19 protein-coding genes are annotated in these 20,888 nt (G+C 50.9%); 1 reads left to right on the top strand and 18 read right to left on the bottom strand.

What is annotated here, in order from left to right; translation table 11 throughout:
- Positions 1–3 precede the first annotated feature (3 nt).
- The 15 genes from HMPREF0980_RS11285 to HMPREF0980_RS11215 all read right to left on the bottom strand — a co-directional run bounded on the left by HMPREF0980_RS11285 (position 4) and on the right by HMPREF0980_RS11215 (position 16,594).
- Positions 4–1,989 carry an oxidoreductase gene (locus HMPREF0980_RS11285; RefSeq protein ID WP_049729132.1) on the bottom strand — a complete coding sequence of 662 codons (1,986 nt, stop codon included), beginning with the start codon at positions 1,987–1,989 and terminating at the stop codon, positions 4–6.
- 29 nt (positions 1,990–2,018) lie between these two features.
- Positions 2,019–3,062 carry an inositol 2-dehydrogenase gene (gene iolG / locus HMPREF0980_RS11280; protein ID WP_198146235.1) on the bottom strand — a complete coding sequence of 348 codons (1,044 nt, stop codon included), beginning with the start codon at positions 3,060–3,062 and terminating at the stop codon, positions 2,019–2,021.
- Positions 3,063–3,067: 5 nt separating this feature from the next.
- Positions 3,068–3,544, bottom strand: coding sequence for a VOC family protein (locus HMPREF0980_RS11275; RefSeq protein ID WP_049729131.1), 477 nt, complete (start codon positions 3,542–3,544; stop codon positions 3,068–3,070).
- A 25-nt stretch (positions 3,545–3,569) separates the two neighbouring features.
- Positions 3,570–4,715 (bottom strand): sugar ABC transporter permease, encoded by a 1,146-nt coding sequence (locus HMPREF0980_RS11270; RefSeq protein WP_049729130.1) that lies wholly within the window; start codon positions 4,713–4,715, stop codon positions 3,570–3,572.
- Positions 4,712–6,283 (bottom strand): sugar ABC transporter ATP-binding protein, encoded by a 1,572-nt coding sequence (locus HMPREF0980_RS11265; protein ID WP_049729129.1) that lies wholly within the window; start codon positions 6,281–6,283, stop codon positions 4,712–4,714. Before HMPREF0980_RS11265 ends, HMPREF0980_RS11270 begins: the two co-directional genes overlap by 4 nt.
- Before the next feature lie 101 nt (positions 6,284–6,384).
- On the bottom strand, positions 6,385–7,437 hold the full coding sequence (locus HMPREF0980_RS11260) for a sugar ABC transporter substrate-binding protein (RefSeq protein ID WP_198146234.1): 1,053 nt from the start codon (positions 7,435–7,437) through the stop codon (positions 6,385–6,387).
- Between the two features lie 82 nt (positions 7,438–7,519).
- Positions 7,520–8,383 (bottom strand): NAD(P)-dependent oxidoreductase, encoded by an 864-nt coding sequence (locus HMPREF0980_RS11255; RefSeq protein ID WP_049729128.1) that lies wholly within the window; start codon positions 8,381–8,383, stop codon positions 7,520–7,522.
- Between the two features lie 74 nt (positions 8,384–8,457).
- Positions 8,458–9,498 carry an electron transfer flavoprotein subunit alpha/FixB family protein gene (locus HMPREF0980_RS11250; protein WP_049729127.1) on the bottom strand — a complete coding sequence of 347 codons (1,041 nt, stop codon included), beginning with the start codon at positions 9,496–9,498 and terminating at the stop codon, positions 8,458–8,460.
- A gap of 13 nt (positions 9,499–9,511) precedes the next feature.
- Positions 9,512–10,303 (bottom strand): electron transfer flavoprotein subunit beta/FixA family protein, encoded by a 792-nt coding sequence (locus tag HMPREF0980_RS11245; protein ID WP_049729126.1) that lies wholly within the window; start codon positions 10,301–10,303, stop codon positions 9,512–9,514.
- A 12-nt stretch (positions 10,304–10,315) separates the two neighbouring features.
- Complete coding sequence (gene acrC / locus HMPREF0980_RS11240; protein ID WP_049729125.1) at positions 10,316–11,464, bottom strand: acryloyl-CoA reductase; 1,149 nt, start codon at positions 11,462–11,464, stop codon at positions 10,316–10,318.
- Between the two features lie 19 nt (positions 11,465–11,483).
- Entirely contained in the window at positions 11,484–12,698 is a 1,215-nt protein-coding gene (locus HMPREF0980_RS11235; RefSeq protein WP_049729210.1) for a CaiB/BaiF CoA transferase family protein, read from the bottom strand.
- A gap of 23 nt (positions 12,699–12,721) precedes the next feature.
- On the bottom strand, positions 12,722–13,516 hold the full coding sequence (locus HMPREF0980_RS11230; RefSeq protein ID WP_049729124.1) for an enoyl-CoA hydratase-related protein: 795 nt from the start codon (positions 13,514–13,516) through the stop codon (positions 12,722–12,724).
- Between the two features lie 23 nt (positions 13,517–13,539).
- Complete coding sequence (gene iolN, locus HMPREF0980_RS11225) at positions 13,540–14,658, bottom strand: 3-dehydro-scyllo-inosose hydrolase (protein WP_049729123.1); 1,119 nt, start codon at positions 14,656–14,658, stop codon at positions 13,540–13,542.
- A 22-nt stretch (positions 14,659–14,680) separates the two neighbouring features.
- The gene (locus HMPREF0980_RS11220; RefSeq protein ID WP_049729122.1) at positions 14,681–15,745 is read right to left on the bottom strand and encodes a transaldolase family protein; all 1,065 of its coding nucleotides are present in this window, start codon (positions 15,743–15,745) and stop codon (positions 14,681–14,683) included.
- A gap of 12 nt (positions 15,746–15,757) precedes the next feature.
- On the bottom strand, positions 15,758–16,594 hold the full coding sequence (locus HMPREF0980_RS11215; protein WP_049729121.1) for a sugar phosphate isomerase/epimerase family protein: 837 nt from the start codon (positions 16,592–16,594) through the stop codon (positions 15,758–15,760).
- Positions 16,595–16,882: 288 nt separating this feature from the next.
- On the opposite strand from HMPREF0980_RS11215, the gene HMPREF0980_RS11210 reads away from it, so the two are divergent.
- The gene (locus tag HMPREF0980_RS11210; RefSeq protein ID WP_049729120.1) at positions 16,883–17,539 is read left to right on the top strand and encodes a GntR family transcriptional regulator; all 657 of its coding nucleotides are present in this window, start codon (positions 16,883–16,885) and stop codon (positions 17,537–17,539) included.
- 51 nt (positions 17,540–17,590) lie between these two features.
- On the opposite strand, the gene HMPREF0980_RS11205 is transcribed toward HMPREF0980_RS11210, so the two are convergent.
- The 3 genes from HMPREF0980_RS11205 to gatB are packed head-to-tail and all read right to left on the bottom strand — an operon-like array spanning position 17,591 to position 20,888.
- Positions 17,591–18,964: a DUF975 family protein gene (locus tag HMPREF0980_RS11205; protein ID WP_242847387.1), complete on the bottom strand. Its 1,374-nt coding sequence runs from the start codon at positions 18,962–18,964 to the stop codon at positions 17,591–17,593.
- Between the two features lie 20 nt (positions 18,965–18,984).
- Positions 18,985–19,425 carry a hypothetical protein gene (locus HMPREF0980_RS19485; RefSeq protein WP_242847386.1) on the bottom strand — a complete coding sequence of 147 codons (441 nt, stop codon included), beginning with the start codon at positions 19,423–19,425 and terminating at the stop codon, positions 18,985–18,987.
- A gap of 32 nt (positions 19,426–19,457) precedes the next feature.
- Positions 19,458–20,888, bottom strand: a complete 1,431-nt coding sequence (gene gatB / locus HMPREF0980_RS11200; protein ID WP_049729119.1) for an Asp-tRNA(Asn)/Glu-tRNA(Gln) amidotransferase subunit GatB — start codon at positions 20,886–20,888, stop codon at positions 19,458–19,460.

Here is a 20,888-nt window from a genome sequence, read left to right as displayed (position 1 = left end):
GTGTCAGATATGCAGGCCGATACATCTCCCGCTGTACACTGCGTCAATGATCTTACCTATCTGCCCGCTGTCACCTGCATAGTATACTTTGGCGCCTCCGTAGCTTTCTTCCGCGTTTTGCGGCTTCAGGCCCGCCGCCAGTATAATCGTATCTGCTTCCAGGGCAAATACCTTTCCCGTATCGGTATCGCAGAGCATCACCTTATCATTTGCAATCTCTTCCACCCGTGTATTGACATACTGGCTCACGCCGTTTTCCTTCAGCTTAATCATCATCGTCGCGCGGTTGTATTCGTCCATATCCGCACAGAGCCTGTCCATCATCTCTACAACAGCGATATTCTTCGGGTGAGCTCCTTCCCTGAGCCGCGCGCGGTATTCGATGTCTTCCCGAAAGTTTTTCATTCTTTTGTATTCAATCTCCACCGCTTCATCACAGAAATATTCAGCCGTCTCACAGCCTGACACGCCGCCTCCGATGATAACCACATTCCGGCCTACCTTCTCAGGATGCTCCAGTGCCTCCACGGCAGTAAGCACGTTGCCGCCTTCGCTTCCCTTTATCACACGCATGAATCGGGCTCCGCCGCCAAATATGACTACATCCGGCTTTTCTTCCTCTGCTGTCGCAGATGTATACTCTGTATTCGTCACAATCTTTACCCTCGCCTTTTTCAGCATATACTCATAGTAGCGAATCAGATCTGCAATGCGGTGCTTTCCCGGGGGAATAGCTGCGGCTGTCAATGTGCCTCCGATACGGTCCTTCTTTTCATACAGGGTGACGTCATGGCCTCTTCGCGCCGCCGTGAGGGCCGCCTCCATCCCCGCCGGTCCCGCACCTGCCACGGCCACTCTTTTTTTCTCTCCGGCCTCTGTCATCTCCTGCGGCCAGAGCCATTCCCTTCCTGTCCGTGGATTAACGGTACAGCGCAGGCTTCTTCCCATCGTCATCTTCGTAAGGCATTCCTGGCAGGAAAGACAGTACCTTATCGGATCCCCATCTTCCCTAAGAATCTTCATGCAGTATCTTTCATCTGCCAGAAGCTGGCGTCCAAAGCAGACCATGTCAGCCGCGTGATCCGATACTATCTTCTCCGCCATCTCCGGCTCGCGGATGCCGCATGCATAGATGACCGGAACTTTTACCGCACTTTTGATTTTTCTTACATTCTCGATGTTATACCCCTCCAGCGGCATCAGGCTGTATGGCCGGATATTAAATAGGTACGATGCAGTCATTCCCGTCGACACATCGATGGCATCCGCCCCGTATTCTTCCAGACGGACTGCAATCTGAACTGCCTCGTCTATCTCTATCCCGCCGGCAAAAAACTCATCGGATGAGATACGCACCATGACCGGATATCTCGACCCAAGTCTTGCTTTCGTCTTCTCAATCACATGTTTGATAAACCGCATCCGGTTCGTCAGCGTACCCCCATATTCGTCATTTCGCTTATTATAAATCGGAGACAGGAACTGTGACATCAGATAGCCGTGGGTCGCATGAAGTGTAACTGCGTCGAATCCGGCCACCTGAGACCAGTAAGCCGCCTCAGCAAACTGATCTTCACACTCCTTTATCTCTTCTATCGTCATTGCATGTACCGGCTCTCCCACATAGTGGCTTACATCAGAAGCAGATACTTTCTGTCCGATTGCCCCCTCAGAACCGTAGTGGGCCAGCTCCGCAGATATCTTCGCCCCGTAGCTGTGTACCCGGTCTGTCAGATTGAACCATCCGGGTACGAATTTCTCATCATATATCATTGGCTGGACGCCATGATTCTTCGGCTCCGGCACGACAGACAAGGCTTCCATGACGAGAAGTCCCACCCCGTTTCTGGCGCGGTCGGCGTAAAATTCTATCATCTGAGGCGTCACTCCGCCGAGTTCGTTGGAATAATTGGAATTCATCGGCGGAAGTACCATCCTGTTCTTGACAACCATGTTTCCTATACGGATAGGATCTTTGATGCTGCTCATATATATCCCTCTCTTCTCTTGCTTATATTTTATATGTTTAATTCATCCGGGCTCTTCACCTTTACAGGTATTCCTTCCAGAAGTGATTCCTTCACCGCCAGCCCGATCAGCATCGGCCTGAGCCCGTCCACGCCCGTGACAGGCGTATCTGTATCCTCCGCAATCGCACTGGCAAATTGGGAGATCTCTTCTGCGTATGTCTTCTCATACCGCTCCGGGAAGAAATATAACGGCTTTTCACTCTCTACAGTGTCCGCCGTATAGAGCATCGTCGTGGTGGGCACTTTGTTCTCCGTCCTTGCACATCCCTTTGAACCAAAGACTTCAATCCGCTGGTCGAATCCATAGACGGCCTGGCGGCTGTTGTCGATAACAGCAATTGCACCATTTTCCAGCTTCATCATGATGACGAGCGTGTCCACATCCCCCAGCTCCTTCAGCTCCGGGAAAAAGTTTGCCTCCCCCATCGCGTACACTTCCTTCACTTCGCTGCCTGACAGATATCTTATGAGATCGTAGTCATGAATCGAAGTGTCGAGATAAAAGCCGCCGGAACGCTTCAGATAATCGAGGGTGGGAAGCGCCGGATCTCTGTTCGTGCTCTTTATGATATGAAGGTCGCCGACCGCTCCCTCTTCCACAAGCTGCCTCACCTTCCTGTGGTCGTCATCAAACCTCTTATTGAACCCGACCTGAAGCTTTACGTTGTGCTTCTTCACGGTTCTGAGCGCCTCTGCAATCCGTTCCACATCATAGTCGATTGGTTTCTCACAGAAGATATGTTTTCCCGCTTCTGCGGCTTCCCGTATGAACTTTGCATGCAGATCCGTCGTCGTCGTTATGATGACACCTTCTATCTCCCCGTCACTCAAGACATCCTTGTAATCCGCAGTAAGGTTCTCCACGCCGAGCTTTCCAGCCCACTCTCTCACATTGTCGATATATATGTCGGCAATCGTCTTGATGCAGACGTTGCCGCTGAACCGTCCAACGCTTTCTGCCAGAACCCGGCCCATCCGTCCGGCGCCGATCATGCCGAGCTTTACCGTCCTCTTTCTGTCCGTCATCTCCATGGTATCTACTCCTTTCCTTCGTTCTGTTCCTCCAGCAGCTTTTCATAAAATGCCATCATGTCATAATCTACCATCTCTATCTTCATACCTCCGACCTTGTCGCCGTCGATATAGGCGAAGCCTTCTCTTTCGTCTCCTTCTATATAACGGAATCCCCTGGCCTCAAACGCCTTAATTTCTTCCTCAAGATTGTCTACCTGAAAGCAGATATGGTCTACGCCCTCGCCGTGTTCCTTCAGATAATCTGCATGGACACAGTCGCCGGACAGGCACTCGATGAGCTCAAACACGACAGGCCCAAGCCTGCACAGCGCTATCCGGTTGTGCTGAGGTCTCCTCTGTCCGTAGTAATTGGCTGCCGCCACATCTGAATCCATAAGTGCAAACGGCCCCATACCAAAGTTCTCTGCATAATACTGCATCGCTTCGTCCAGATTCTTCACTACGACACCAATCTGTACTACTCTCTGCGCATCAAACATACTTCTCCCTCCTTCTCTCCTTTGTCTATGATGACTTCTTGTTGCCAATGACATCGATAAATACAGCGCCTACGAGCACGATTCCCTTGATGACGTATTGCCAGGATGAGTCTACGTTCATCAGACTCATGCCGTTGTCTATACTGGACATGATGAGGGCGCCGATAATAACACCCGGAACTTTGCCTACTCCGCCGGAAAGGCTGGCCCCTCCAATGACGGCTGCCGCTATCGCATCCATCTCTCCCATGACGCCCGCAGACGGGGTTGCAGAATTAATCCGCGCCGTAAGCACGACCGACGCGACTGCCGCAAGGCCGCCACTGATAGAGAAGGCGAACATTACGTTGCGCCTGGCCGGAATGCCGGAATATCTGGCTGCCTCAATGCTGCCGCCTATGGCATATACGCTCCTGCCATACGTCGTCTTTTCCGCAACGAGGGTAAATATGGCTACCACTGCCAGCATAATAAGAAACGGGAAGGGAAGGCCCTCATACAGATTCAGATACCACGTAACACCAAACGGAACGACAAGAGAGACAGCTATCGTGGCGATAACCTTCCACTGTGGCATCGGTTTCAGCCCATTCCGTTTTCTGGCTTTCTGTTTATAGAAGGCGCTGAGTATGAATACTGCCGATACGATGGCTGCAAGGATCCATCCGGCTGCCGGTGTCAGGTTGGCCCGTCCTATATTCGTAAACACCTCATTCGTAACCGCTACCGCCTTGCTTCCCGTAATGAGATAGAGCACGCCCCTCCACGCGAGATAACCTCCTAAGGTGACGATGAAAGCGGGAATCTCGGCGTATGCAATCAGCGCCCCCTGGAACGTCCCAAGCAGGATTCCGATTACAAGGACTAGCAGTACAGACCCTGCGGCGCCAAGCCCCCATTTCAACTGTGACAGCGCACAGATTCCGCCGAGCAGCCCCATCATGGAACCGACCGACATGTCAATATTCTTTGTTACGATGGGAAAGAAGACACCTGCCGCCAGTATGCTGGTCGTCGCCATCTGTCTCACGAGATTGGACATGTTACGTTCGGTTATGAATAATCCCTTTGTCAGAATATGTAAAAAGAACGCCAGTACAATGAACACTAGGATCATTGTAAATGACCTCATCTGATTCAGGTTTCTTCTTTTCTGTTTTTCTTTCGTCATTTATGTTCACTCCTGTCTTCCTGTGGCGTATATGCCGGTTCTTCTGCCGAACCGGTTGCATATTTCATGATAATCTCCTGATTCATCTCGTCCCGTCCGGCGCAGACGGCGATTCTGCCCTCCCTCATCACGATGATTCTGTCGCTCATCCCGAGTATCTCGGGCAGCTCAGAGGATATCATGATGACAATTACACCTTTCTTAACGAGTTCGTTCATAATCTTATAGATTTCCGCCTTCACGGCAATATCTATCCCCCTGGAAGGCTCATCGAGGATAAGGACTCTGGAATCTGTGAGCAGCCACTTGCCGATGACTACCTTCTGCTGGTTGCCGCCGCTTAAGTTTTCAACCTTCTGCTCGATGGAGGGTGTCTTTATCTGGAGATAGGACACATACTTGTCGGCCTCGCTCGTCTCTCTGCTTCCATTGATAAACGTACGGAATATCTTCTTCAGGCTTGCCAGCGTAATATTCTCTCTGACGCTCATCCCCAGCACCGCGCCTGCACCCTTTCTGTCTTCAGGCACGTATCCGATGCCGTACCTGACAGCGTCGATAGGGCTGTGAATCTTGACACGTTCTCCATCTATGATGACTTCTCCCGTGACCTTTCCAGGCAGTGCCCCAATGAGCCCCTGAATCATCTCAGTCCTGCCTGCCCCGACGAGCCCCGCGATGCCGAGAATCTCTCCGTAACTGGCCTGAAAGCTTACATCATCTACAATCTTCCTGCTTTTGTCCGCCCCGTCATACACCGTAAGATGCCTCACCTCAAAGCCGGGGCTGCCTTTCTGGAACACTTCTTTTGGAAACAGCGTCTTCAGCTCACGTCCGACCATCATCTGAATCAGCTCATCCTTCGTGATACAGGACACGTCCTTTGTTCCGATATACTGGCCGTCCCGCAGCACAGACACTCTGTCTGCCAGTTCGAATACTTCGTCCAGACGGTGTGAGATATAGATGCACGCCACATTCCGTTTCCTCAGGCGGCGGACAATACGGAACAGGATATCCACCTCCCCTTCCGAGAGAGACGCGGTCGGCTCATCCAGCACGAGCACTCTGGCGTTCTGCTGCAGCGCCTTTGCTATCTCTACAAGCTGCTGCTGACCGACACCGAGCTCCCGGACCTTCGTCATGGCGTCGATGTCGATTCCCACTTCTTCCAATGCTTTCTGCGCCTCGGCCCGTACCTTCATCCAGTCGATGACACAGTACTTATTCGGCTGCCTGCCGAGAAATATATTCTCTGCGACGGAAAGCTCCTGTATGAGTTCAATCTCCTGATATATCGTGGCTATGCCTGCATCCTCCGAATCTCTCACATTGGAAAACTGCTTTTTTACACCTTCCACAATCAGTTCACCGTCAAAGCTTCCTCTCGGATAGATACCGCTCAAAATCTTGATCAGGGTAGACTTCCCGGCTCCATTCTCGCCACAGACAGCATGGACTTCCCCGTATCTTACCTCCAGGCAGACATCGCTCAAAGCCCTGACTCCGGGAAATGTCTTCGTAATATGATTCATCTCCAGGATATTCTTCTCCCTGCTTTCTCCCATATACATTCTCCTTCATACATGTCTTCGGAAGAAAGCGGCCCAACAGAGCATCCCGGGAGCAGCCAGGCCGGCTTCCGGGACACTGTCGTCAGACCGCTTTCTTATTTCTTATCGCCGTATACTTCTTCTTTGCTCTGATAGCCATCCTTAATAATCGTGTCGTCAATGTTGTCTTTATCTACGACAAAGCTGTCCAGGGCAACCGTAGGAACTTCTTTATATCCGTTGTCCATCGTTGAGTTCGTCTTTACGTCCTCTCCTTTGATAAGGGCAAATGCAGCTTCCATGCTTGCCTGTGACAGCGCGCTGCTTGGTTTGTACACGGTCAGTGACTGGTACCCGTTGACGATGTTCTGACAGCCGAGCAGATCTGCGTCCTGTCCCGTCACTACGACTTTCCCCTGGAGGTTCTTGTTCGTCAGAGCCTGAATCGCCCCGTTTGCCATGTTATCGTTGGCACATAGAATCGCCTGTATGTCGTCATTGTTGGCCGTCAGCGCATCTTCCGCATACTGGAGCGCGATCTCAGGTGACCAGTTCTCGCAATACTGTTCGTATACGACCTCGATGTCCCCGGACTTGATATATGGATCCAATATCTCATGCCAGCCGTTTTTAATAAGCGTGGCATTGTTTGACGCCTGTCCTCCGCACAGAAGGACATATTTTCCTTTCGGAGCTTTTTCAACCGCGTAGGCAGCCATCTTCTTCCCTACCTCTGTGGAATCGAAGGTTACGTTATAATCGAGATCCGCATTCAGGACAATCTGGTCATAGGAGATGACCGGGACATCTTCTGCATGAGCCTTTTCTACAATCGGCTCTGAAGACCCGTCGTCTACCGGCAGGACAATGAGCGCATCCACTCCCTGTGCCAGAAGATTCTCGCACTGGCTGAGCTGCTTGCTCACATCGTCGTTGGCAGACTGGAACACGACCTCATACCCTTCTTTTTCCGCCAGCTCAATCATCATGTCCTTTTCCTTCGTCCACTTTTCCTCTGCCAGCGTACGGAACAAGACGCCAATCAACGGTTTTTCCCCGTCTTTCTTCCCATCCCCTTTTTTCTCATCAGATGATGCGGTGGAACACCCTGCCAGAATGAGACATGCCGCCAGAAGCACGGCCGCCGCCTGTTTAATCTGCTTTTTCATATGTTTTCCTCCTTTATTATGTTTATCTGGGCACCTGTTCATATTTTATTTACCTCCTTTATTAGAATTAGGTGCAGTTTCTCTATTTCGTATAATACTTCACAATCGCCTGCATGCCGGAAAACTCCATTCCGGCCTCCATAAGCGACTCATATTTCTTAAGAATGCTCTCCAGCTCCTCAAGGCAGAGCCCTGCTTCCTGGGCCTCTTGTACTGCTATTTTCATATCTTTGACAAAATGTCTGATATAAAAACCAGCCTCATAATTGCCATCAAACATATGCATGCCCTGCTGGCTCAGCTGGGTGCTTGCAGCCGCCCCTGTGGAGACCGACTTGACAAACCTTTCCCCGTCAAGCCCTTCTGCCTTCGCATAAGCCACCGCCTGGGCTATGCCTGAGAGAGTCCCTGCCAGTATGATCTGGTTGCCCATCTTTGTATGCTGTCCTGACCCCGCCTCACCTTCATAGGTCAGATTTGTCCCCATAGCCGAGAGTACATCTCGGCACGCCTCAAAGTCTGCTTCCTCTCCTCCCGCCAGTATAGAAAGCACTCCTTCTCTTGCCCCGTATTCCCCGCCTGTCACCGGCGCGTCCATGGCATGCAGGCCTTTCTCTTTGGCTGCCTCGTATATCTTCTTTGCCAGGCTCGGCCTTGACGTCGTCATGTCGACCAGATATGTACCTGCATCCGCGTGGTTCAGGATGCCCGCATCCCCAAAATACAGGCTCTCTACCACTGCAGGAGAAGTGACCATCGTGATGACGATATCCTGCCCTTTCACACACGCAGACACTTCATCACAGGGCTTTGCACCTTCTGCGGCAAGCTCTTTTACGGCATCCTTGTTGATATCGTATACCGTAAGTTCATATCCGGCCTTCATAAGGTTGCGAATCATGCATCTTCCCATGATGCCGGCACCTATAAACGCAATATTCTTCATCTGTCTCCTCCCTATCTCCATTATATCTTTGTACGTATCACACGATATTTCCAGTTTCTTCCAGTTGCCGCATATCAGACGCCGTCGGCCTCTCTGCTCTTTATCTCTTCAATCAGGGCCGGTATCACTTCATTCAGATCCCCGACGATGCCATAATCGCACGCTTTAAAAATCGGTGCATTGGGATCTTTGTTGATTGCCACGATGCACTTGGATTCTTCCATGCCTGCAAGGTGCTGAATCGCCCCTGAGATTCCACAGGCAACATAGAGTTCCGGCCTTACGGTCGTCCCGGTCTGCCCGACCTGGTGTCCCGAGTCGATGAAGCCTGCCTCTACGGCAGCACGGGATGCCCCTACCTCTCCCCTTAAAGCATCTGCCAGTGAACGAATGAGCCGAAAGCCTTCTTCGCCCTTCACGCCCCGGCCTCCGGATACGATTACCTTCGCCTCCGTAAGATTGACCGCTTTCTTCTCCCGTCTTATCGTCTCTCTGAACCGGACGCGTATGTCATCCGCACAAAGGTCCGGATTCACTTCCACCAGCTTTCCATAAGCATGTTCTCTGACGCGCGCCCTCTCCATCACTCCTGGCCGTACGGTCGACATCTGCGGTCTGTTATTCGGACAGACGATGGTAGCCATCAGATTGCCGCCAAAGGCAGGGCGTGTCATGAGCAGCTTTCCGTCTGTCTCATCAATATCAAGCTTCGTGCAGTCGGCCGTCAGCCCTGTACCGACACGGGCTGCAATCCTCGGTGTAATATCCCGCCCGATACTTGTTGCGCCTGAGAGGACAATCTCTGGCTTCAGCTTCTCAATGAGTCCTGCAATCGCTTTTACATAACCGTCCGTTGAAAAGGTCTCAAGGAGCGGATGCCGGATATATAGTATCTGGTCGATTTCATACCGGAGCAGCTTTTCCAGTTCTTCTTCAATTCCATATCCCGCCGCCACCGCATATAGCTTCTTGCCGGACAGATCTGCCAGCCGCCTTCCTTCTCCGATGAGCTCTGTCGTCACAGGATGTATCTTACCTTCCCGCTGTTCCACAATAATCCAGATATCCCGGTATGTTTCCAGATTCTTGTTCTGATTCACTTTTGCTCTAGCCATGTGTGTCTTCCTCCTATAGCAGCTTCTGTTCGTGAAGCCTGTCTGCCAGTTGTGCGGCGGTTGCCTTTACGTCCGTTCCCGCCAGCATCTGCGTCTTCTTTTCCTTCACCGGAACAAAGGATCTGTATACATTGGTGGGAGAACCTTTGATTCCAATCTGAGTGATATCTACAGGCAGGTCTTGGAGCGTAAGGATTCTTATCACTTCTTCTCCATCGAAACAGCGTAGAATGTCCTTGACACCCGGGTAGCGCGGGTTATTCAGCTCCTTCACCGCAGTAAAAAGCACAGGAGGAGCTACGTTAAAACTGTAATCACCCGTCTCTGTATAACGAATGACTTCAAATCCATCCTCAGCCGGACGGATCTCTTTGACATAAGTTACCTGTGGAATGTCGAGGAACTCTGCAATCTCAGGTCCTACCTGGGCCGTATCGCCGTCTATCGCCTGTCTCCCGCACATAATGACATCGTATGGCCCCGTCTTCTCGGCTGCTGCCGCAAGTATCGTAGCTGTTGCCCACGTATCAGAGCCGCCGAACGCCCGGTCAGATACAAGATATGCTTCCTCTGCCCCCATTGCCAGAGCCTCTTTTAATGCACCAGCTGCCTGCGGCGGTCCCATGCTGATGACGGTGACGGTTCCGCCACAGGTCTCTTTTAATCTGAGGGCCGCCTCCAGGGCGTTCTTATCATCGGGATTGATGATGCTTGGAACCCCGTCTCTGATTAAGGTTCCCGTCTCCTGATTGATACGCACTTCGTTCGTATCAGGAACTTGTTTTACGAATACCGCTATCTTCATCTCTTCCTCCTATTATTGCCGGCCCAGAAGTGCCCTTGATATGACGACCTTATGTATCTCCGAGGTTCCTTCATATATCTCGGTAATCTTGGCATCTCGGTACATCCGCTCCAGCGGATAGTCCTTCATATATCCATAGCCTCCGTGTATCTGCAGCGCAAGATTCGTCACGTATCTGGCGTTTTCAGAGGCATTCAGCTTCGCCATGGCTGCTTCCATCGTATGAGGCCTGCCTTCTGCCCGCAGCCATGCACTTTCGTATACGAGCCATCTGGCTGCCTCTGTCTTTGTCGCCATGTCTGCGATATACCACTGGATGCCCTGCAGCCTGCTGATTGGCTTTCCAAACTGCACTCTCTCTTTCGCGTAATGTATAGCCTCCTCAAGAGCGCCGTCGGCGATACCGAGCGCCTGTGCACCCACACCGATTCTGGCCCCGTCCAGTGCGGACATGGCGATACGGAATCCCTTTCCTTCCTGGCCGACAAGATTTTCTTTTGGCACCCTGCAGTTGTCGAAGATAAGTTCCGCTGTCTCAGATGCGTGGATACCCATCTTCTCCTCTACCTTCCCGCTGGTAAATCCAGGCGTGCCTTTTTCCACGAGGATGCAGCTCATGCCTTTCGTACCCTTCTCGGGCTCCGTCAGGGCGAATACGAGCACCGCTCCTGCCTGGCTGCCGCCGGAGATGAAGCACTTCGTGCCATTGAGTATATATTCATTGGTACTCTCATCAAGCACTGCCGTCGTTTTCGCGGCGCCGGCGTCCGAACCTGCATCCGGTTCTGTCAGGGCAAACGCCCCGACCATGCCGCCGCTTGTGGCAGGCGGGATATACTTTTTCTTCTGTTCCTCTTTCCCATACTGTAAAAGTACCTGCGGAAAAATCGAATGTATCGACAAGATTGCGGCCGAAGCGGCACATTTCCTGGCAATCTCAGATACGGCAATGACTTTCTCGATATCTGTACCGCCGCTCCCGCCATATTCTTCCGGGATGCCGATGCCGGTCAGGCCAAGCTTCGTCATCTTTTCAAATGTCTCTGCAGGGAACCGCCCCGTCTTGTCAATCTCTGCAGCCAGCGGCTCTATCTCTTCTTCTGTAAACTGCCTTACCACCCGCTTCAGCATCTCCTGTCCGTCTGTCAACTTGAAATCCATAATCTCCTCCTGTGCCCGGTCATACAGGTGCAGCGACAATCCCCTGCCCTATCCATGCCTCGATCTCTTCCCTTTTATATCCAAGTTCTCCCAGTATCTCTCTTGAATCCTGCCCTATCAGAGGGGCGTCGCACTGCGTACGTATGTCTGCCTCATCAAAGTGAACCGGTGTGGACGCATACAGGCTGCGGCTTTTGTCCCGGTTCTCCCGGCTGATAAGATATTGATTGGCAAACGCCTGCTCATCTTCCAGCACATCCTTCACGTGCTGGATCCTCTCATGCGCGATGTCCGCTTTCGTCAGCCTTTCCACAATCTCGTCCTGCGTGTAACGGGCGAATTCCCTGTCCAGAATCTGAATCAGCTCGGCAGCATGTCTCTTCGCTTCCAGCGTCCTGGCAAATCTTTCGTCTTCCGCCAGATCTTCACACCCGAGCACTTCCGTGCACAAAGTGCCAAAATACCTCTCGTGCTCCAGGATGCTCAAGAAGATCCACCTGCCGTCCTTACACTGATACGAATTGATTACCGGCGAGATAGCTTCCTTTCTCGACTTCGGATATACATCTTCATGCTGTGTGGAAGCGATGAGCGCCCCTACATTCCATATGGCCTGGCCGAACAGCGATACTTCCACCTTTCCTCCCAAGCCGGTCTTCTGCTGTCTGTACAGGGCAGCGCAGATGCCGCCTGCAAGGCTGCAGCTCGTCACGCTGTCTCCGAATGCGATGGGCGGGTTGATCGGATTCGTGTCCTTCTCTGCGATATCCATCATGGCGCCGCTTCTGGCCCAGTAAGCGACCGTGTCAAATCCCGGATTATCCTTTGCCGGCCCATGGTCTCCAAATCCATTCACCTGAGCCCATATGAGATGAGGGCAGCTTTCCCGCAGCGATTCGTAGTCAAGTCCAAGTCTTTTGAGCGCCTGGGTCCGGTAGCTTGTGACAAGCACCTGGGCTGTCTGTAGCAGCCTTCCCATAATCTCTTTACCTTCCGGTGTCTTCAGATTGACTGACAGTCCCCGCTTGCCGGCATTGTAAGTCGTGTAGAATGGGTTGTTCCAATCACTGTCCGGACAGGTCATCCCGGCTCCTGTATGTCTGCCCGGATCTCCAAATGCCGGCTCTACTTTAATGACGTCCGCGCCCCAGTCGGCAAGTATCCTGGCTGTTCCCGGACCTGCGACAAAATAGGTAAGGTCTATGACCTTTACGCCTTCTAACGGTTCCTTCATATCTCCTTCTCCTCTTTCCATCTCTAACAGCCTGCAAAGCTTGCGTCCCGCTTCCCAAGAAAGGCATTCATCCCTTCCTGCTTGTCTTCTGTACCGAATGTAATGGCCGCCAGATTCTTCTCCAGTTCCAGACCGCTCCTTAAGTCCACGTCCATTCCATAGTTTATCGCCGTCTTTGCAAGGCGAACGGCTATGGGGGCGTTCGCCGTTATGATACGCATCATGTCCACGGCCTCTTCCATGAGCCGCTCAGGTGGCACGACTTTATTGACTAGTCCTATCTCCAGCGCCTCCAAGGCTCCTGCTTTTCTACCTGTAAATATAAGCTCCTTGGCCTTTCCCTGGCCTATGAGGCGGGTCAGCCTCTGGGTACCTCCAAAGCACGGTATCACCCCAAGAGCCGCCTCCGGCTGTCCAAAGACAGCTTTTTCGGAGGCGATACGGATATCACAGCTTAATGCAAGCTCGCATCCGCCGCCGAGGGCATAGCCGTTCACGGCGGCGATGACAGGCTTTTCCAGACTCTCGATCCGGCCAAATACATCCTGGGCTCGCCCCGCATATGACCTGCCTTCAAAGGTTTTGTAATCCTGCATCTGCGCGATATCTGCTCCTGCTGCGAACGCTTTGCCTGAACCGGTGACAATGACACCGTGTATGTCCTTATCGTCCCGGATGTACGCAAATACCTGCTCCAGCTCACGGAGTGTACCACTGTCCAGCGCATTTAATGCATCCGGACGGTTCAGCGTAACGGTCGCCACCGTATCTTCCACTTGTAACGCTATATTTTCCAATCTATCCACTCTGCCATCCATATTCCACCCTCATCCTTCAATGTCTATAGATGCTCGTAAAAGCCTGTCCGCTTCAGTGCATCAATGGGCTGCCATCCTTCGCTTCCTGGTTCCCTCAGACACGGTGCCAGCTCTTCTTTGGAACGCATCGTCACCTTTTCTGCCGGCGGCACCGTCCCTGCCGGGTAGGCTTCGATAATCTCTTCACACAACAAGGTGAGATATCTTAAGATTGCCGCAATCGGACGCTTACCCTTCTCCGGGGTAGAGATGGAAGGAGTTCCGATTACTCCGCCCGGAGTCGCTTTCCACTCGATAGCGTTATGCCCCTGGCTCTGGGCCCAAGTCGCTCCGCGCCGCAGCGTATCGCACGACTTGTCAATCCATCCATCCGGAAGCATCGGCTCTCCCCATGCATCTTTTACCGCATTCATATCAATCATATCTTTGAACATCAGCAGCCCACAGGAAGTCTCCGCCTCGTCAGCATGGACAAAATGTGTCTCCATACTGTCCTTTTTATGTACCGGAATAAAGAATTCCCTCACTGCCCTGTGCCATTCCACGAGCTGGTATATGCCTGGAAGCTGGTACCGCTTGCAGAATTCCTGGATTGCACCCTCCAGATTCCATGTCTGCCCGTGGTTGTTGACAAGAATAATCTTGCGGTAGCCGTCGTTCCAGAGTCCGGCCATCATTGCGACGATACTTTCTTTTACGACATCGTCCGGCATGATGACTGTTCCCGGCATACCGATGTGATGGTACGGATGGCCGCCGTAGTTCAACGGGCTGAACGCCAGATTCACTTCACACCCTTTTTTTGCAGTGTATCTTCTGACTCCCTCGATAATCTGACTGGCATTGAACGTATCAAGTCCTGTGTTGAGATGCATCCCGTGATTCTCAGTCGAACCGATAGGGACGAGCACGATGTCATTCTTCCTGCGCTTCTCCACCTGCTGGCACCTTGGCGTCGTCTGGATATAGCAGCCTGGCTTGCCAAGCTCTGACGGTGACGGAATCTCATATTCTTCCAGAATCGCGTCAATCTCTTCCTCACTTGCTTCCCATAGTTCCTTTTTCATTCTTCCTACTTTCGTATCCTCGAATACGATAGAAGTTGTCTCTTTGACGGTGTACCATTTTGTCTCCTGCATCATAATTTCCCTTCTTTCTTGAATTTTATTTTTTTATCATGAATCCACGGATGACGCTGACAAGCTCTGCATAGCCTTCCAGGAAAGAACGCAGCGTCTTCTTCGTGGCGCCGTAGCCGTCGAACTCATCAATGCCCATCCCGTCTTCGTCATATGCCTTGCCAAAGTCCGGAATCTTCTCCAGCAGCGTCTTTATGTACCTTTCATTCACAGGATCCTCCATACGCTCTTTCACTTCGATATCACTTTCATTGATTCTCACCTGCCAGCCGTGGGGAATGGTCAGTACCACATCACCGCCTGTAAGTTCGCTCCAGTGGTAATGATTCCGCAGAGCTCCGAACAGTAGCCGCGTGCGGTACTTTCTTTCCCGGTACAGCCGGTAAGCCTTCTTCGCCACGGCGACCCCGGCCCACTCATAGCACTCGGGATCAATGAGGAAACCTGCTTCCTTCCCCGCCTCTTTGATCCAGTCATCGGTACGTCCGACCATAATCGTACACACCGGCGTCATCTGCTTCGTATCCATCCCTTCCGTCTCCCGCCTTCTAAGACCGCGCTCCACTGCCTCAGCCACGGCGATTGCCTGTGGAACCGTAAAGCTAACGGTGGCGTTTATATTGACCCCTCTGTAGGTTGCTTCTTCAATCGCCTGAATTCCCGCCTTTGTGACCGGTATCTTTACCTGGATATTCGGTGCCAGACCCGCAAAGTGTACTGCCTGTCTGACGATGCTGTCGCAGCTGCGGTAGTACTTGGCATTCGTCTGCATGGACAGGCGTCCCTTCATGCCCTTTTCCCGCTCAAAAACGAGCATCAGCTTTTCTGCTCCTCTCAGGCCCATCTCCTCAATCAGTTTCCACGCAATATCGTCCTCTGTCGCCTCCTGCATCTCCTCCACCATCTGACAGATTCGTTCTTCCCAGAGATTCATTTCCTTTTTCAGCACATTCAGTACGATGACCGGATTGGTCGTAGCCCCCACCGCTCCATTGGCAATGGCATATTCAAGCTCCGACAGGGAACAGGAATCGTTCCACACATCCGTCATTCCCGTCTCAGCAGTCTGCTGCATCCGTGTTTTCTCCATGATACGTCCTCCTTAATTTAATGCTTGTATCTTATCAGTTACATACTTTATCCCTTCCAGGGCGGCAGTCCTGCCGTCCGGAATTCTCATACATTCAAGACTCACATAACCACAATATCCTAGTTCCAGAAGCGCCCTGAGGACTTCCTCCAGAGGAGCATGACCTGCCCCCGGATACATCCTGTTGCTGTCTGCGATATGAAAGTAGCCAAGCGCTGCAAAGTTCTCACGGATGCTCTCTGTGACAGACACTTCCTCGATATTCATGTGGAAGACATCCATGAGCACTTTTACCGAAGGGATCTGATACCGCCTGATAAAGTCTGCTATCTCACCCGCCCGGTTCATATAATTGCTCTCATAACGGTTGATTGCCTCCAGCATGATACAGACTCCTTTGGAGGACGCGTACCGTGCAGCCTCCGAAAGCCCTCCGGCCAGCATCTGCTCATAATATGTATAATTCTCCATATGAGGGATATCCCCTTTCAGCCTTCCGATGAGAAGCACAGTCCTGAGACACGCGGCCATGTCGACGAACCTCTTCAGGCGTTCGACCGCTTTCTTTCTAATCCTCTCATCCTCGTGGATAAGACACAGGCCCTCATTTGCATAAGCGAGGCCGGTAGCAATGCCCGATATGTCAATATGATTCTCTTGGCACGCAAGCCGTATCTGTTCGATATCTACAGCTTCAGGGTCCTGTACGTGGATTTCAATACCTTCATATCCCATCGCTGCCGCCTCCTTGATGTTCTCCACGAAATCTTCCGTCAGCAATACCGGCTCTTTTTCTCCCGGTCTGACAGCGCTGGCCACGCTTAGGCAGAATTGCCGTCCTGTTTTCATATATCTCCCTCCTCTCAATTGTATACATTTCGTATCTTCTTATTTTATTATTGTATTTAATATGTATGCAATAAGTATACTTTTGCATTTTCATTTTGTCAATACATTGCATTGTTGTTTTTATCTACTCATTTGATTATTGTAATATTTTCACAATATATGAATTCTTATATTGTATATTTTTCTTCTTAAATATCAAATTATTGTATACATTAAGTATTTAATTATTGCACAATATATATTTATGTGATATTCTTTAGACAGATAGTATAAAGGGGGAATTAGAATTTGGAACTCTCTAGCGGGAAATTATCCAAAAAAGAATATGCCTATCTCAGCATAAAAGATGCAATCATCAATAATGAACTGACTTCTGATACAGTTTTAACCGAGCATATGCTCTGCGGCAAATATGATTTAAGCCGCACCCCGGTGCGGGAAGCCCTGCAGCGTCTCAGAAGCGAGGGATTTGTCACATTCCAAAAAGACAAAGGATTCTTTATTGCAGACATGGGGCTGGAGGACCTGCTCCAGATTTACGAGATGAGAGAGGCACTTGAAGGTATGGCTGCAAAGCTCTGTACCATGCGCGCCTCAGAAAGTACATTGTCGGAACTTCATTATCTGATGGAAAAATGTATTGAAAATTTTGACAGAGAAGATATACCAAAAGCAATGGTCTATGATATGAAATTTCACCAATGCATCATATCTGCCTCCAGAAACAACAGACTCAAGAATACGGTCAACACATTGGTCGAGTTAAGCAGCCGGGCGTTCGTCAAAGCTGACCGCGCCGTCGCCACCAGATCAATCAGGGAACATCAGCAGCTCTACGATGCAATCGAATCTTTAAATGAAAATAAGGCGGAAAATATCATGCGCCAGCACATAGCCAATTCAAAGCGGTATCATTTTAACAGGTATTATTTAGGGGTGGAATAAAAACTGAACGTTTTCATTCCACCCCTGTACTATGGATTGCTGTCTTATGTTTTATGTTACAGAGATATCTCTGTGTATAGGAATCCTCTCTCTGCTCTCATAGTCCGTAATGCCCTTTCCGGTGTTCGGATGTCCCGAAGAATATACGGTATCCGCCGCATACACACAGAGGAGCAGCAGACAGACCGGTATGAGCAGCTTCATCCGTATCCTTCGAATCAGATTGTCGAGCAGGGGCGCCAGCACATATGCAAATACCATGCCCCCCACACCAAATACGAGCAGCCCTTCCGCACATATTCTTCCGTGAAGGTTCAGAAAGTATCCGCTGTAATCCCACCACTTCTGGCCGTTATGTGTCAGTTCAAGATAATAGGAAGTAAAATATTCCACCATTCCACACAGAATAACGATTCCTGTAAATTCTGCCACCGGCCTGGCTCTTAGCTTCTTGAGCAGTATGAGAATGAGCACCCCGCCGCTCCCGTAGATAGGAAGCCATGGCCCATGCAGCACGCCCCGGTTGACAAACGTCCCGTCCTCGACAAGGTGAAGGCTCACTTCCCAGAGCCATCCGATGAAGGAAAACACAAAGAACATCATGACCAGGGACCAGACAGAATAATGGCGCATGTAGTGTATCGTCTCTACTTTTTGGCGCTTATCGACTTCCGGTACCGGTGACAGACGCCCCGGATAACATTTCCGTTCCACAGCTCCCCGTAGAGTATATATCCTGATACGTTCGGCCTGGTCTTCCTCATATGCCCGTTCTTCTTCGCTCGGAAAGAAAAGGATTCCAAGATATTCCGCAAAAAATCTGCGGATCCCGCTCAGTTCCTTCATCTCTTCTGCCGGTTTTTCGAGAACAGCTATCGCGTCTGCATAAGCCGCCCGTATCTCAACTTCTCCCGCCTTCTCAAAAAGATAGGTGTCACAGAGCATATCTGCTCCCGTAATTCCCTTCTCTTTGGCAAGTCTGCGGAGCTGGATATAATACTCCGTAAACGAAGCAATCTCATACGGATTGGAATAGAACACGGAAGTGAGCCCAAATGTCAATATGCCAAGGATATACCAGCCGGCAAAGGACAGATGGAACAAAAAACATTCCCATTTATGACCTTTCATCATCCTCCTTGACAGAGTGATAGCTTCCCGTGCGGTCATATCTGGATTCTCTGCCACGATATAAGGAACAAGAAAATAAGAAAATGTCTTTACGATGCCTCCTACGATTGTAAGCATCCAGAAAAACTTATACATGAATTCCACAAACATGATCCACGCCGTCCTCGTCCATTTCTTCAGCCGCAGCAGGAAGAGAAAACGCTGAATCGGTACTGCGTCGTAGCAGCGTCCTTCCATGAAGATACGTCTGGATATGACAATATACATATTTTTCACAAAAAACCAGAACGCCATGAGGAAAAGCATTCCTAATATTATAAGATAAACAGCGTAATCTCATGGGACTTGACCATGGAATTGACGGCAGCGATGACTGTCACAAACACCGATCCGGACGTGACAGCATTCACCGCCTGGGCCAGCACTCCCCTGCTTCTTCCAAGTACAGGGCTCTCCCTTTTCGACTGCTCGATCTGCTGCTTTTCAATATTCCTGGATAGTTCCTTTCCTTCCTTTTCCCGTCCTTCCAGCAGATTCCTGGCTACATCCATCGCCCCCGCCTGCTGCCCGGCAACTTTGCCTGTATCCGCCGGGCTGCCGACGGAGGATTCCTGTACATTTACCTCCAGCGAGTTAAGGGAACCGGAAAACTCGGAATTGAGAAAAGCGGCAATGAGGCATACTGCAACCAGCAGAATATAATGTCTCTTTAAGTTTCTTTTTGCCGCTTTTTTCATCTCTTTTCTTGTCATCATTCGTACATACCTTCCTTGGTTGATTCTACGCCTTACAGCATATCTTTCAGTATCTTGCCAACGAGGGCGGGATCCGCTTTCCCTTCCATCGCCTTCATCGTACGGCCTATCAGCGCGCCAAGTGCTTTTTCCTTCCCGCCCCTGTAGTCAGAAACCGCATGGGGGGTATCCTCTATAACTTTGGCAATAACCCGGCGTAGTGCATCCTCATCGCTGACTGTCCTCAGGCCTCTCTCTTCGACATACTGTTCCGGGTCGATATCTTCTGTAAATACCTTTTCAAACACATCCTTAGCAACCGAACTGTTGATTATTCCCGCATCGGCCAGACCGATAAGCTTCGCCAGGCCGGCAGGGGAAAATGCGATGTCCTCCGGTTCCATGTCATGCTCTTTCAGCAGACGCATCGTCTCAACCATGAGCCAGTTGGCGGCCTTCTTCGGATTGCCGCACAGGCCGGCCGTCTCCTCAAATATATCTGCCATCCGTTTGGACGATGTAATGATTTCAGCATCAGACATCGGGATATCGAACTCCTCTTTATAACGCGCAAGCTTCTCACTTCTGAATTCCGGCTGGTCTGCCTTGATCCTTTCCAGCCATACGTCATCAATCACAACCGGCACGAGGTCAGGATCTGGAAAATACCGGTAATCCCTGGCATCTTCCTTTGAACGCATGGCGCGGGACGTTTCTTTGTTATCATCCCAGCGCCGCGTCTCCTGAATGACCAGCTTTCCTTCTTCCAGCAATTCTATCTGGCGCAGACGTTCTGCTTCAATTGCCCTTGTGATTGCTTTGAACGAATTCAGGTTTTTCATCTCTGTCCTCGTTCCAAACTTATCCGTTCCGGCCTCCCGCACTGACAGATTCACATCCGCGCGCATCGAGCCTTCCTGAAGTTTGCAGTCCGAAGCTCCGAGATACTGTATGATTGTCCGCAGCGTCTCCAGATAGGCGATGACTTCTTCTGCGGAGCGCATATCAGGCTCAGATACAATCTCAACGAGAGGCACACCGCTTCTGTTGTAGTCGACAAGGGACGTGTCGTCCCATTCATCGTGCACCAGCTTCCCTGCATCCTCTTCCATGTGCATCTCATGAATCCGTATTTTCTTTCTCCTTCCACCCGTCTCTATCTCCACATAGCCGTCCCTCGCGATGGGGAGATAAAGCTGAGATATCTGGTAGTTCTGCGGATTATCCGGGTAGAAGTAATTCTTTCTGTCAAACTTGCTTTCCCGGGCAATCGTACAGTTTATCGCCAGACCGATAGCCACGGCATACTCGACCACCTGTTTATTTAAAACCGGAAGTGCCCCCGGCATCCCCGTGCAGACCGGACACGTATGTGAATTAGGCGCACCACCAAATGCCGTGCTGCAGGAACAGAAGATTTTCGTCTTTGTCGCAAGTTCTACATGCACTTCCAGCCCGATAACCGTCTCGTACTGTTTTGCCAT

Source organism: Dorea sp. D27, from assembly GCF_001185345.1.
Classification (GTDB): domain Bacteria; phylum Bacillota; class Clostridia; order Lachnospirales; family Lachnospiraceae; genus Extibacter.
The sequence above is the reverse complement of the archived record's forward strand: the minus strand, read 5'-3'. Positions and strand labels throughout refer to the sequence as shown.